At 72.0% G+C, this 12,812-nt stretch carries 6 protein-coding genes; 2 read left to right on the top strand and 4 right to left on the bottom strand.

The features are described from left to right. Positions 1–51: 51 nt before the first annotated feature. The 4 genes from AB0I18_RS30030 to AB0I18_RS30015 all read right to left on the bottom strand — a co-directional run bounded on the left by AB0I18_RS30030 (position 52) and on the right by AB0I18_RS30015 (position 6,502). On the bottom strand, positions 52–1,284 hold the full coding sequence (locus tag AB0I18_RS30030) for a glycosyltransferase family 2 protein (RefSeq protein ID WP_363108751.1): 1,233 nt from the start codon (positions 1,282–1,284) through the stop codon (positions 52–54). Next, on the bottom strand, positions 1,281–2,975 hold the full coding sequence (locus AB0I18_RS30025; protein WP_363108750.1) for a phospholipid carrier-dependent glycosyltransferase: 1,695 nt from the start codon (positions 2,973–2,975) through the stop codon (positions 1,281–1,283). Before AB0I18_RS30025 ends, AB0I18_RS30030 begins: the two co-directional genes overlap by 4 nt. Next, on the bottom strand, positions 2,972–4,279 hold the full coding sequence (locus AB0I18_RS30020) for a glycosyltransferase (RefSeq protein WP_363108749.1): 1,308 nt from the start codon (positions 4,277–4,279) through the stop codon (positions 2,972–2,974). Before AB0I18_RS30020 ends, AB0I18_RS30025 begins: the two co-directional genes overlap by 4 nt. A 192-nt stretch (positions 4,280–4,471) precedes the next feature. After that, positions 4,472–6,502, bottom strand: coding sequence for a thioredoxin domain-containing protein (locus AB0I18_RS30015; RefSeq protein WP_363108748.1), 2,031 nt, complete (start codon positions 6,500–6,502; stop codon positions 4,472–4,474). A 200-nt stretch (positions 6,503–6,702) separates the two neighbouring features. Between AB0I18_RS30015 and AB0I18_RS30010 the strand changes: the two genes are divergently transcribed. Together AB0I18_RS30010 and AB0I18_RS30005 are read left to right on the top strand one after the other, a co-directional pair. Continuing rightward, the gene (locus AB0I18_RS30010) at positions 6,703–9,906 is read left to right on the top strand and encodes a tetratricopeptide repeat protein (RefSeq protein WP_363108747.1); all 3,204 of its coding nucleotides are present in this window, start codon (positions 6,703–6,705) and stop codon (positions 9,904–9,906) included. Positions 9,907–9,978: 72 nt separating this feature from the next. After that, positions 9,979–12,810 (top strand): ATP-binding protein, encoded by a 2,832-nt coding sequence (locus AB0I18_RS30005; RefSeq protein WP_363108746.1) that lies wholly within the window; start codon positions 9,979–9,981, stop codon positions 12,808–12,810. Positions 12,811–12,812: the final 2 nt, after the last annotated feature.

The raw sequence follows: 12,812 nt of genomic DNA, 5'->3' as shown, positions 1-12,812 counted from the left end.
GCCCGGTGGCTCTGGTGGGTCTTCTGAACATCAGGGCGGGTCTTCTGAACATCAGTTGGTTCTCCTTGGTGTGCGGCTCCCTAGGTGACGGCCGGCCTCGACGGCCGTCGTGTGTCCTGCGCGCCCTCCCCTCCGCGGCAGATAGACCAGCGCCTCCGTGCCCGCGAAGCGCAGGACGAAGGTGGTCACCAGGGCGAGCGCGGTCGCGGCGAGCGCGGTCATGCCGAACTCCCCCACGAACAGCGCGATGAGCGGTATACGCAGCACCAGGTCGGCGTTGGCGATCAACGCGAACCGGCCGGCGCGGTCCCACCCGCGCCGGTGCTGCCGGCGGTCCCGGAAGCAGAGGTGCTCCAGGAGCACGAAGTTCCAGGCGACCCCGAACTGGTTGGCGACGATCTCGGCGGGCAGGTAGTGCATCCCGGCGGAGGTCAGGGCCCACAGGGCGGCGAGGTTCGGCAGGAACCCGGTCGCGCCGATCAGCCCGAACACCACCATCCGCGCGACGGGCGACGCGGTGCGCAGCCCGGCGAGGTGGCGCAGGAACCTGATCCCCTCCTGCGCGGTCGACTTGGACTCGCCCGCGAACCGGTCCTGGAAGACGAACGGCACCTCGGTGACCTGGCGCGGGCGGGCGCGTACTGCCGTTTCGAGGAGGATCTTGTAGCCGAGCGGCTTCAGCACGTCCGCGGTGACCACGCTGCGGCGGATCGCGAAGAACCCGCTCATCGGGTCGCTGATGCCACGCAGCCGGCGCGGGAACAGGGTTTTCGTCAGCCAGGTCGCGCCGCGCGAGACGGCGACACGGTAGCCGCCCGCGAGTCCGGCGCGGCTGCCGCCCTTGAGGTAGCGGGAGGCGACGACGAGCCCGGCGGGCGCGCGCTCGCCCGCGGCCACCAACTCCGGTACCAGGGAAGGCGGATGCTGGAGGTCGCCGTCCATCACGACGATCCAGTCGGAGGTCGCGGCCCGGATGCCCTCGACGACGGCGCCGCCGAGACCGCCGACCGGGATCTCGCGGTGCAGCACGGTGACCGGGTACGGGCAGTCCCGCGCGGCCTCGCGGATCACCTCGGGGGTGTCGTCGGTGGAGTCGTCGACGAACACCACCTCGCAGGGCAGCCGCCCGGGCACCGACTCGGTGATCCGGCGCAGCAGCTCACGTATGTTCGCGGACTCGTTGAAGGTCGGCACGACGATGGTCACGGCACCGGGTTCGGGAACGGCCGTGGCGCGCAGCGCGGGGTCGCTCAACTCCCCCGGGACGATGGACTCGTACGTCATCGGTCGCCTCCGGTGCTCGCCGTACCGGCCGTACCGGCCGTACCGGCCGTGCTGCCCTGGATACGCCGTATCTCGATCCGGTCCTCGCCCCTGCCGAAGGTGGCGACCGGCGTCGAATGCTCCATCGCCTGCTTGACGTTGGGCAGGTCGACCGCGTCGCGCCGCACCGTCGGCGAGGCGACGACGTAGTCGAGGTCCCGCCAGCCGTTCGGCATCGTCTTGGTCACCGCGGGGTCGAGGTCCGCCTTGTAGAACCAGATGACGCCGAGCCCCGGCCGGTAGCCGGCGTGCACGAGGTCGAGCCAGAGCGCGTCGTCGACGAGGACACGCGTGTCCTCGGGGCGGTCGACCTCGGTGGCCAGCCACTTGGACGCGGCCTGGTAGGGGGCGTTGGCGTCGGTGGTGACGGCGGTGCGGGCGCCGTCGTACCAGCGCGGCACGACGTACACCGCCGAGGCCGCGACGAGCAGCGCCGCGACCGCGTACCGGGCCCAGGTGAGGTACTTCCGCTCCTCGCCGTCACGCCATCTGCGCAGCACGCCGTGCGCGACGCTCGCGGCGCCTCCGGCGAGGACCAGCGCGAGGAACGGCAGGGCCTGGATGACGTACATCGCGGGCAGGTAGCCGTTCGGGCGCAGGGCGACCACCGCGAGGATGGCGACGGTGAACGCGGGTCCGGCGAGCGCCCGGGCGGTCACCGACCAGCGCCAGGTGATCAGGAGCAGGAGCGCGCCGGCGAGTCCGCCGATGGGCAGCACGCGGTCGTAGTAGAGCCAGGACTGGAGGACGCCGTACGAGCCGGAGCCCTGGTCGAGGATGAAGCCGGAACCGGGCCTGGTCAGCTGGTACTCGAGACCGTCCCAGAGCGAGACATGCCCGGCGCCCGGGAAGAACTCGCCCTTGAGGAGGGCGAAGAGGGGATACGAGAGGCCGATCAGCACGCAGGCCGTGACGGCACCGGTGATCGCGAACTTCCGGGTGTCCCGGTGGCTGTGCCGCCACATGGTGATCAGCACGGCGGGCAGTACGAAGATCATCGTCTCTTTGGTCAGGACGGCCGCCGCGGCGGCGATGCCCGCCCCGAAGTGATGCCAGAGATGACGGCTCGGCGAGGCGGCCAGACAGAACGCGACCAGCGTCCACATCACCGCGATGTTGTCGAGGAAGATCTCGCGCTGCAGGACCACCGACAGCGGCGAGAGCCCGAAGAGCACCAGTGCGAGCCCGGCCGCCCAGCGGGGCAGCCAGAGGCGGCGGGCCACGACGTAGACGAGGACGGCGCTGACGGCGCTGATCAGCAGCATCACGATCCGCATCGAGCCGACCGTCATCGACTCGGGGCTGATCAGGGACGGTATCCAGGTGAGCAGCGCTATCTGTATCCAGCCGAGGGGCGGGTGGTCGTACCAGTACGTGTAGTGGGCGAGCCCCTCGCCCTGCTGCACGGCCCAGGCCTGGGCGAGGTAGGTGCCCTCGTCGTCGCTGAGCGTGGGGTAGTCGGCGATGTTCCAGCCTTGCACGGTCATGACAACCACAAGGAGAACGCCGCACAGGATCAGGTCGGCACGCGAAGTGCGCACGCGAGAAGGGGGCGTTGGCGGAGTGGAACCGACTGCCGGACCGGTTTTGGGAACAGCAGTCCGCTGCGCGGGGACCTTGGGGATGGTCACCGCGGGAAGGGTGGAGGTCACGCAGGAACGTCCTCTCGAGACCCGCGAGTCGCTACGGCCGCGGCTTCGGTGACTTCGATGGCTTCGGTATCGGTGAGATGCGCGCCGACGTGACTGGTCAACTCCCAGTCGTTTCGGCCCCGTTGCTCGCGCCACACGGCACGCACGGCGGCACCGGCGAGGAGCACCTGGTAGAAGGGGCCGCCGACGACGAGCTTGAGGTAGTGGACGAATCGGACGCGGAGCCCGTACTGCTTGCCGAAGTCGTGCAGCCCGACGAGCTCGAAGACGAAGGTGACGAACGCCGTGACGGCCGGCAGGAAGGTGATGAAGGCGATGCCGACCGGTACGTCGAGGAAGAGCGCGACGGCCACGTTGAGCGGGATGATCACACCCGAGATGGCCTGGAGGTACGGCGTCATCAGCGTGTAGCGGGCCAGCAGCCGCTGCCCGAAGCCCGGCAGCTGCTTCCAGTCCTTCTTCCGGTAGACCTGGAGGAAGCCCTGGTTCCACCGGGTGCGCTGCTTGAGCAGCGACATCAGGGAGCCCGGGGTCTCCTCACGGGTCACCATGTCGGAGTCGTACGCGACGACGACCTTCTTGCCGATGCTGGAGAGCCGGACGCCCAGGTCGCAGTCCTCGGCGAGGCAGTCGGGGTCCCAGCCGTCGGCGGCCCGGAGGACGTCCGTGCGGACGAAGACGGTGTTGCCGCCCAGGGGTATGAACCCCTTCTGCGCGTGCAGGTGGAGGCGGGAGCGGAACCAGAAGAAGTACTCCAGGCAGTTGCGCAGGCTGTACCAGCTGGTGTGGAAGTTGATGAGCTGTACGCCGCCCTGGACGACATCGGCGCCCGTCGACCGGAAGGCGTGGTCGACGTGCGTGAGCAGCTCCGGGTGGACCTGGTCCTCGGCGTCGAAGACTCCGACGACGTCACCGCGGCAGTGCGGCAACGCCGTGTTCATGGCCCTCGGCTTGTTCTTCTTCTCGTGGGTGTCGACGACGACCCGGACGCGCGGGTCGCGCTCCGCGGCCTCGCAGGCGACTTCGGTGGTCTCCGGGTCGTCGTGCCCGACGATCACGATGATCTCGAAGTCCTGGTGGCTCGACTCCAGCAGACGCTGGATCGTGTGGTCGAGAACGGCCTGCTCATGTCTGGCCGGCAGCAGCAGCGAGAAGGACAGCTGGTCGCCCCCGTCCGGACTGGTGAACCGCGTGGAGGCCAGCACCTCGGGCGTACGCCACGCGTGCATCTGCCACCACAAGGTGAAGGCCGCCATCCCGAAAAGGGCCAGCGAAACGGCAGCGATGAAGACAGATGTCAGCAACAGATCCCCCCAGATCCCCCTGTCGCGACAGCGGGTCACTCCTGTCGCGTCCGTTGGAGAGAATAGGGGGGAACTGTGAAGTCCGGAAACTGTTCTGATAAATGGCGCGTTTCAGAATGGTCAACTGACTTGTAGGCCGTATCAGAACATGTGGGGACATTTACCCCCAAGGACACCCAGAACGCGAACGCCTCAGCCGCTCAACGCCTCCTTGAGACGGTCGACTTCGGTCGTCGGAGCGTCACAAGTGAAGTTACGGCAGACATACGCGGTCGGTTCATCGTCCACCAGCGGCCGATCGGCGAGGAGCGGGAGTTCGTCGCTGCCGGGCGCGCCCACGGCGACGACCGCGCCCGGGGCGGTGCCGAGGAGTGCGGCGCGGTGCAGTTCGCGGGTGGCGGGGTCCTCGGGCGGTCCCACCACCGCGATCTCACGCGGCCCGTCGAGGAGCGCCTCGGCGGCCGCGAGACCCCAGCCGATGAAGCGGGGGACGCGCGGGCCGAGCGCCTTCACCACGCCCAACGACCGTTCCGCCGCCGTGCGGTGGGGTTCGGCACCGGTCTGGGCCGCGTACGACAGGAGGGCCCCGGCGGCCGCGCTCCAGCCGGAGGGCGTGGCGTTGTCGGTCGGGTCCTGGGGCCGGCGGATCAGCTTCTCGGCGTCGGCGGCCGTGTCGTACAGGGCCCCCGACTCCTCGTCGACGAACTGCACGAGGACGTGGTCGAGCAGGAACCCGGCGAACTCCAGCCAGACACCCTCACCGGTCACCGAGGCGAGCGCCAGGAACCCCTCCGCCACATCCGCGTAGTCCTCCAGCACACCCGCGTTGGCGCCCGTCTCGCCGTCCTTGCTGGTACGGGCGAGACGGGCGCGGTCGTCCAGGTGGAGGCGTACGAGAAGGTCGGCGGCGCCCAGCGCGGCGTCGACCAGGTCGGGGCGGTCGAAGTACGCGCCGGTCTCGGCGAGCGCGGCGATCGCGAGCCCGTTCCAGGCGGCGACGATCTTGTCGTCGCGGCCGGGGGCGGGCCGCTCGTCGCGGGCCTCCTTCAGCCGCCGCTTGACGGACTCGACGCGCTCGGCGTCGAACACACCCTCCTGCTGCGGAAGTTGCAGCACGGAGGCCCCCTCCTCGAAGGTCCCCTCCGCCGTCACCCCGAAGTACTGGGCGGCGAGTTCGGCGTCCTGCTCCCCGAGGACCTCCCGCAACTGCTGGGGCGTCCAGACGTAGTACGCGCCCTCGACATGCCTACCGGTCCCGTCGTCGCTGTCCGCGTCGAGCGCGGAGGCGAACCCGCCCTCGTTCGTACGGAGTTCGCGGACCATGAAGTCGGCGGTCTCCAGGGCGACACGGCGGGCGAGGTCGGAGCCGGTGGAGCGCCAGAGATGCGCGTACACACGGCACAGCAGCGCATTGTCGTAAAGCATCTTCTCGAAGTGCGGCACAACCCACTCACGGTCGACGGAGTACCGCGCGAACCCGCCGCCCAGCTGGTCGTAGATCCCGCCGCGGGCCATCCGCTCACAGGTGTCGCCGGCCATCTGCAGCGCGCCCTCGGACCCGGTCCTGGCGTGGTGCCGCAGCAGGAACTCGATGACCATGGACGGCGGGAACTTGGGCGCCCCGCCGAACCCGCCGCGCGTGGCGTCGTACTCCCGGGTGAGCGCGAGCAGCGCCTGCGCGAGCTCCTCCTCGCCGGGCACCTGCGCGTCTCCGTAGCCGATCTCCCGCCCGGCGAGATCCCGCACGATCTTCGCGGCGACCTCGGCGACCTCGTCACGCCGGTCGGTCCACGCACCGCGCACACCTTCCAGCACCTGCCGGAAGGAGGGCATGCCCTGCCGGGGCGCGGGCGGGAAGTAGGTCCCGAAGTAGAACGGCTCGGCGTCCGGGGTAAGGAAGACGGTCATGGGCCAGCCGCCCTGCCCGGTCGCCGCCTGCACGGCCTCCATGTAGACGGCGTCGACGTCGGGGCGTTCCTCGCGGTCGACCTTGACGCTGATGAAGTGCGCGTTGAGGTAGGCGGCGGTCTCCTCGTCCTCGAACGACTCGTGAGCCATGACATGGCACCAGTGACAGCTCGAATAGCCGACGCTCAGCAGCACCGGCACGCCCCGCTTCCGCGCCTCCTCGAAGGCTTCGGCCGACCAGGGCCACCAGTCGACGGGGTTGTCGGCGTGCTGGAGGAGGTAGGGGGACGTCTCGTGGGCCAGTCGGTTCGGCATGGGGTCCATCCTGCCGCAGTACCCGGAGGGCGGCGCGGATCACCGGAACGCGGCGCGGATCATGAGTGCGTGCCGGGGGTAGGTGATGGGTTCCGGTGCACTTCGGTTGGACGTGAACATGCCAGAGGCTCTCTCGCGTTCCCAGCGCATCCGCAGGACACTTGACCAAGAAAGCCGTTACCGGCGGAGGGGGACGCGATATGCGGGACAGCCATCGGGCGGAGGCCGAACGGCTGTTGGCCCGGGCCGCGGAGGAGGAGGTTCGGCGGTCGGGCGGGCGGATCGACGGGAGCGTACTGCTGTCGCGGGCGCGGGGCGCGCTGGACGCCATGGCGGAGACCGCCGCGGAGGAGTACGAGGCCTACACGAAAGCGCTGGACGAGGCGGAGGCCGGCCGGCTGACCTTCGGGCAGCGGTACGCGCGTGAAGGCGCCGGAACTCCCTTGCTGGTGGCGGCCGTCGCCGCGGTCGCTGCCTGCGTCGCGGACCTCGCGCTCGGCACCGGTACGGGCACGGCGCTGGGCGCCGGCGCGGTGGTCGGCGTCGCGGGCGCAGCGACCACGGTGGTGAAGGTGACGGCCTCCCACCTGCCCGCCGCGAGCCGACGGGCGGGAGCTCTGGGTCAGCCGGGCGGTCCCGAACAGCTGCGGCTGGCCTGGCTGACCGCCCTGGAGGTCCGCGGCATCCGCCCCTTCTTCGACCAGCAGCGAGTGCTCAGCGCGACCACCGGCGCGAAGAAGGGGGCGCCCCAGCTGCGGCGTACGGACAAGAGCGCGGCGGCCCGCAGGCGCACTGTCCTGGAGCAGTCCTTCGGTCAACTCCCGGAGCCGGTCGGGCCGTTCGCGGGCCGTCGGCAGGAGGTGCTGCGGATCGCGCAGTGGGTGCACTCGGCCCGCGCGAGCACGGAGACCAGGCCGACCGTGGTCGTCCTGCACGGCGCGCCGGGCTCGGGCCGCAGCACGCTGGCGATCCGCGCGGCGCACGAGCTGAAGGACCAGTTCCGCGGCGCGTGCGTGGTGGACCTGCGCGGCGACAGCCCGGAGGAGTCGCCGCTGTCCACCCGTGACGCGCTGCTCCACCTGCTCAACCGGCTGGGCGCGCCCCGCGAGCAGCTCCTGTTCCGCGAGCGCTCCTCGCAGGACCAGCAGGTACGGCGGCTCGCCGAGCTGTACCACCAGCATCTGACCGGCCTGCCGGTGACGATCGTGCTGGACGACGCGAGCGATGTGGAGCAGGTACGCACCCTGGTGCCCGAGCGCTCCGACAGCCTTGTCGTGGTCACCGCCCGCAAACCCCTCGACCTGCCCGCGGACCTCCCCGCCTGGGTGCACCATCTCGCGGTCGAGCCGCTGCCCGCGCCGGGCGCCGAGGAACTCCTGGCCGCGGCCGCGCAGGACCCGTCGGGCCCGTACGACGCCGAATCCTCCGACCAGGTACGGGACTTGTGCGGCGGCCTCCCCCTGGCGCTGCGTATCGCCGGTTCCTCCCTCGGCCCTCGCACACCCCGTCAGCTGGCCACCGACCTGGCGGCGTACGGCCCGGTCGAGCCGGTCGAACGGGTGCTGTGGCTGCGCTACTCGGACCAGTCCGAACCGGCGAGGCGGCTGCTGCGGCGCCTCGCCCTGGCGGGCCGTGCCTCGCTGGGCGCGGCCGCGGCGGCAGCGCTGCTCGCGGCGGACGAGCCGGAGGCGACCCGTCATCTGGAGGCGCTGTCCCGGGCCGGCCTGATCGACCACGTACGCGGCAGCCGTTACCGCCTGCACGATCTCGTACGGGCCTTCGCGCAGGCCCGCCTGCTCGACGAGGAGGAACCGTCCGAGCGCACGGCCGCGCAGGAACGTCTCATCGTGAACTACGGCGAGCTGGCGGACTCGGTGATCCGCCTGGTCGACGGCAAGACGTCCACCCGCGCGGACCAGTTCGGGCCGCACGGCTTCACGTCACTGGACGCGGCCCTGCGCTGGCTGGACGACGAGTCGAGCTTCATCACGGCGGCGCTGCGGCACGCGGAGGGCGTGAACCAGGCGGCGGTGCTGAACCTGCTGGGCGCCCTGTGCGACTACTGCCTGCTGCGCGGTGACCTCTACCGCCTGGGCGAGATCAGCGAGTTGACGCAGGCCGTCGACCAGGGGCTGCTCGTGCGCTCGGTCCAGTGGCGCACGGGTATCGCGGCCCGCCAGCTCGGCGAGCTCGACAAGGCGCGTACGCAGCTCGCCTCGGTCGTGGACCTCTACTTCGAGGCCCATCACGACGCGGGCGCGGCGAGGGCGCTCTGCTCGCTGGGCATCACCCTCCACCACCAGGGCAACCTCACCGAGGCGGCGGCGAAGCTCCGGGAGGCCATGGACCTCCAGGCCGCCCCCGAGCTGGCGGCGGACCGCGCCTGGACGATGCACGCGCTGGCGGCGGTGGAGCGGGACCGGGCGAGGCTGGCCGAGGCGCTCGATCTGCTGACGAACGCCCTGGTCCTGCACCGCGAGGGCGAGTCCGTGCACGGCGAGGCCTGGGCCCACTTCCAGCTGGGCCAACTGGGCCTGCGCATGGGCGACGTACCCCGCGCGGAGTCCGAACTCCGCCAGGCCCTCGACCTGTACGGCCGCACCCGCGACCCCCGGGGCGAGGCCTGGGCCCTCACCCAGCTCGCCCGCGCCCGGCTTGTCGACGGCGACCCGTCCTCCGCCGTGGACGGCCTGCGCCAGGCGGCCTCCCGGCACCGCGACAACGAGGACGCGCGGGGTGAGGCCTGGACGGTGTACTACCTGGGCCAGGCCCTGGAGGAGACGGGCAACCTGGACCAGGCGGTCCGCGAACTGGAGCGCTCCCGGACGATGTTCTCGCGCATCCGGGACGTGTACGGGCTGGCGTGCGCCCGCCACCACTCGGCGCGGGTGACGCGCGACCAACGGGCCGCGCAGACGGGCTCGTTGCGCAACTCGGGCTTCGCGCGGCAGTTGCTGGTGGACGCGCGAGCCGACTTCAAGCGGATCGGCGTCGCCCACGGCGAGGCGTGGACCTGCCTGGAGCTGGCGGTGGTGGACGCGGGCAACGCCCGTACGCAGCCGGCGCTCACGCTGTGCGACGAGGCGGCGTCCCTGTTCGTCTCGTACGGCGACCGGCGGGGCGAGGACTGGGCCCGCTTCCTGCGCTGCACGCTCCTGCCGTACGCCTCGCCCGGCGGCATCGAGGTCGGCACGGCCGTCGCCCAGGAGGAGCTGAGCCGACTGTCCCGCACCGCCCACCCCTCCCGGGACGGAAAGCTGGACGACTACATCGAGGCGTACCAGCTGCTGCTGGAGCGGGGCGCCGACCTGGACGCGGGCTGGCAGGCCTGGCGACTGGGGATGGTGCCCAACCGGCACTCCAGGGAGGTCATGGGGGTGACGGTGCCGGCACCGCACGGCTGATCGGGTCCGGGCAGCCGTGCGCCTGGATGGAGGCTCGGCTTCCTGGGAACGTAAGGGTGTTGGGGGGCATCGATGGATGACGTGCTGCGCGGGCCCACGCCGCCGCCGGGGGTTCCGGTGCCGTTCGTGGGCCGGGACGAGGAGGTCGAGGCACTCGCCGCGCGACTGAGCCGGTGGGCGGAGTCCGGGACGAACGCCGAGGACCCGAAGGTGGTGGTCCTGCACGGATCGGCCGGTGTCGGGAAGTCGGCGCTGGCGGCCGCGCTGGTGGAGCGGCTCGGTCCGCGTCATGTGCACTGGCTGCCGCTGGACGACCTGGCGCGGGCGGAGCCGACGCTGCTGCGGCTCCTCGCCGAGCACGGGGCCCCGCGGCGGCCGGTCGTCGAAGCGGCCCTGACCGCCGACCGGACCGGGGACCAGCGGGAGTTCGCCCGTGAACTGCGGCAGCAATGCCTGGAGCACATCGGGGGTTCCGCGCTGGTCCTGGACAACGTGCACCCCACGCTGGGCCGCGAACTCCTCGAAGCGCTCCACCGGGGCACCAACCTGGTGATCATCACCTCGCGCCAGAAGGCCCGGTGGGCCGACGCGGGGGCGTACCTGCACGAGGTACGGCCCCTCCGTGCCCCGGACGCCGTCCGGCTGGCCCAGGAGGTCGCGAGCGCACGGCGGGCCGGCTTCCGCCCGAGTCCCGAGCACCGCGGGCTGGTCTCGGCCGCACGGGGACTGCCGCTCTGGTCGCGCGTCGCGGGCGCCCTGCTGGCCGGGCCGGAAGGAACACCACCGGTGCCGGTCAGGAGTCCGGGCCGGCTGCTCACGCTCGCGGTGGACCTGCTCGACCCCGCCGCGGCGGACATGCTGCTGCGGCTGGCGGCGCGGAAGGCGGGCAACGCCCCGTTCACCGCCCACACGGTCGAGGCGCTGCTCCCCGAGGGCACCGATCCGTCGGACGTACCGCACATTCTGAGCAGCCTCCGGTTGTACGAGCTTCTGCTGGAGCCGCGTGACGGGCACCTGGTACTGCCCTCGGCGGTCGCGGCCGCCGTGCTCCTCCGTATGCCGCGGATCGACAGGAACGTGCTCACCACCCGTGTGCGGGCCGATATGGAGAAGGCGGCCACGCGCGGTGCCCTGGGTGTGGCACGGCTGCTGGACGGCAGGAGCGGCCCGGGCTGCGGTGGCAGCGGGGAGACCTGGTTCACGCCTGACGAACTCGCGGAGCACATGGACGAGTTCATGGCCCTGCTCGGCCGGCACCGCCCGCTCGTGGGCGACCGGCACGACCTCGCCGACGCGCTGGCCGCTCTGCTCGCCGTACGCGGAGACGCCCACCGCCTCGTCGCGCTCCATCGGGCGTCGGGGGATCTCGCCCGGCGGGGTCTGAGTCCGCTGCTCCGCGATCTCGCCATGCCGCAGACGTTCCGGAGCGGGCAGGTCGAGGAGACCTCCGCGCAGGCCGCCCTGGAGCAGGCCGACGCCTCGTACCGCTCGGGCGAGTTGGGCCGTGCCCTGACGGCGTCGGACGGCGCGCCCGCGCCCCAAGAGGCCGACTCCGCCTGGCTGTCCGTGATCCGCGGGGCGGCGCTGTGCGACCAGGGCAGGCCGCTGGCGGCCGAGAAGGAACTCGAAGAGGCCGCGGAGACCCATCGGCGGATCGGTTGCGTCCGCGGCCGCGGCTGGGCGCTGCTGCACCATGCCCGCGCCTGTCTGTCGGTGAGCCGCGCGCACGAGGCGGACCACGCACTGGGCCAGGCCTCTCAGGCGCTGCGCACCGCCGGGGACATCCGCGGGCTGAACTGGGCGGCCACCGAGCGGATCCGGCTGCGCCTCCTGCTCGGCCGGGCCGAAGCGGCCCTCGACGCCGCCGGGCGGGCGCTCACCGCGCACAAACAGGCCGAGGACGTCCGCGGTATGGGATGGACGTGCCATCTCCTGGGCCTGGGGCACGCACGGCTGGGCCGCACCGCGGACGCCCAGGCGGCCCTGCTGGCCGCCGCGGAGCACTTCCGGACCTGCGACGACCGACTCGGCCTGGCGTGGACCCGCCACCGGCTGGCTCTCCTCAGGCCGGACCTCTGGCAGGTGCCCGACTTGCGGTCCACCGCGGCCGAGTTCGCCGAGCTCGGATGCGATCTCGGTCAGGCGTGGGCCTTGCTCGAATGCGCCCTGCGGGCCGACCCGTCTCCCGCCGAACCAGGCGATCTGGCCCACGCCGAGCAGCTCTTCGCCACCCTGGGCGACCAAGGCGGCCTGGTCTGGGCCCAGGCGGTCCGTGCCCGGCGCCTGCTGCCCGTCGAGGTCGCCAACCTGATCGACCTCGCATGGGACCTCCCCCGGGACGTCCACGGCCGGGAACGACTCGACGAGGGCATCAGGACGTTCTGGCGCGCCACGGCCGAGGAGGCCCGCCCCGTCATCCCCCTCCACGCCCGCGACACCGTGGCCGTCTCCGATCCCCACGGACACAGGCCCCTCGCCGGGTACCTCGCCACCGGCGCGGCCCCGCCCACCGCTCCCCGCTGCCTCATCCGCCTGACACTCCTCGACGACTCGCCCACGACCCACGCCACCGCCCGCATCCGCCTGCGTGTCATCCCGGAGGCCGGCCACCCGTGGGAGTCCTTCCAGGACGACCTCCCGTGGCTCACCGCTGTGGCCGTCCCCCTGACCCCCGCCTCCGTCGAACCGCCCACCGCCCTGCTGCGCCCGTTCCCGCACGAGGTCCACGGCTCCGAGTTCGCGCTCACGGCCCACCGCCCCGGCGTCCACGTCATCCGCTTCACCATCGCCCTGGCGCGCACCGGCACCGTCCTCCAACAGGTCGAGACAGAGCTGGAGATCCTCGACACCGACCACCCCGCCGGCCTCGCCGCACCGCACGCGGCCTCCTTGCGGGGGCGGTGACC

Source organism: Streptomyces sp. NPDC050704 (assembly GCF_040654355.1).
Classification (GTDB): domain Bacteria; phylum Actinomycetota; class Actinomycetes; order Streptomycetales; family Streptomycetaceae; genus Streptomyces.
The sequence above is the reverse complement of the archived record's forward strand: the minus strand, read 5'-3'. Positions and strand labels throughout refer to the sequence as shown.

Bases quoted from the DNA above. Each gene is read 5' to 3' on its own strand.
- AB0I18_RS30030 (WP_363108751.1), bottom strand. From the start codon at position 1,284: ATGACGTACGAGTCCATCGTCCCGGGGGAGTTGAGCGACCCCGCGCTG.
- AB0I18_RS30015 (WP_363108748.1), bottom strand. From the start codon at position 6,502: ATGCCGAACCGACTGGCCCACGAGACGTCCCCCTACCTCCTCCAGCAC.
- AB0I18_RS30010 (WP_363108747.1), top strand. From the start codon at position 6,703: ATGCGGGACAGCCATCGGGCGGAGGCCGAACGGCTGTTGGCCCGGGCC.
- AB0I18_RS30005 (WP_363108746.1), top strand. From the start codon at position 9,979: ATGGATGACGTGCTGCGCGGGCCCACGCCGCCGCCGGGGGTTCCGGTG.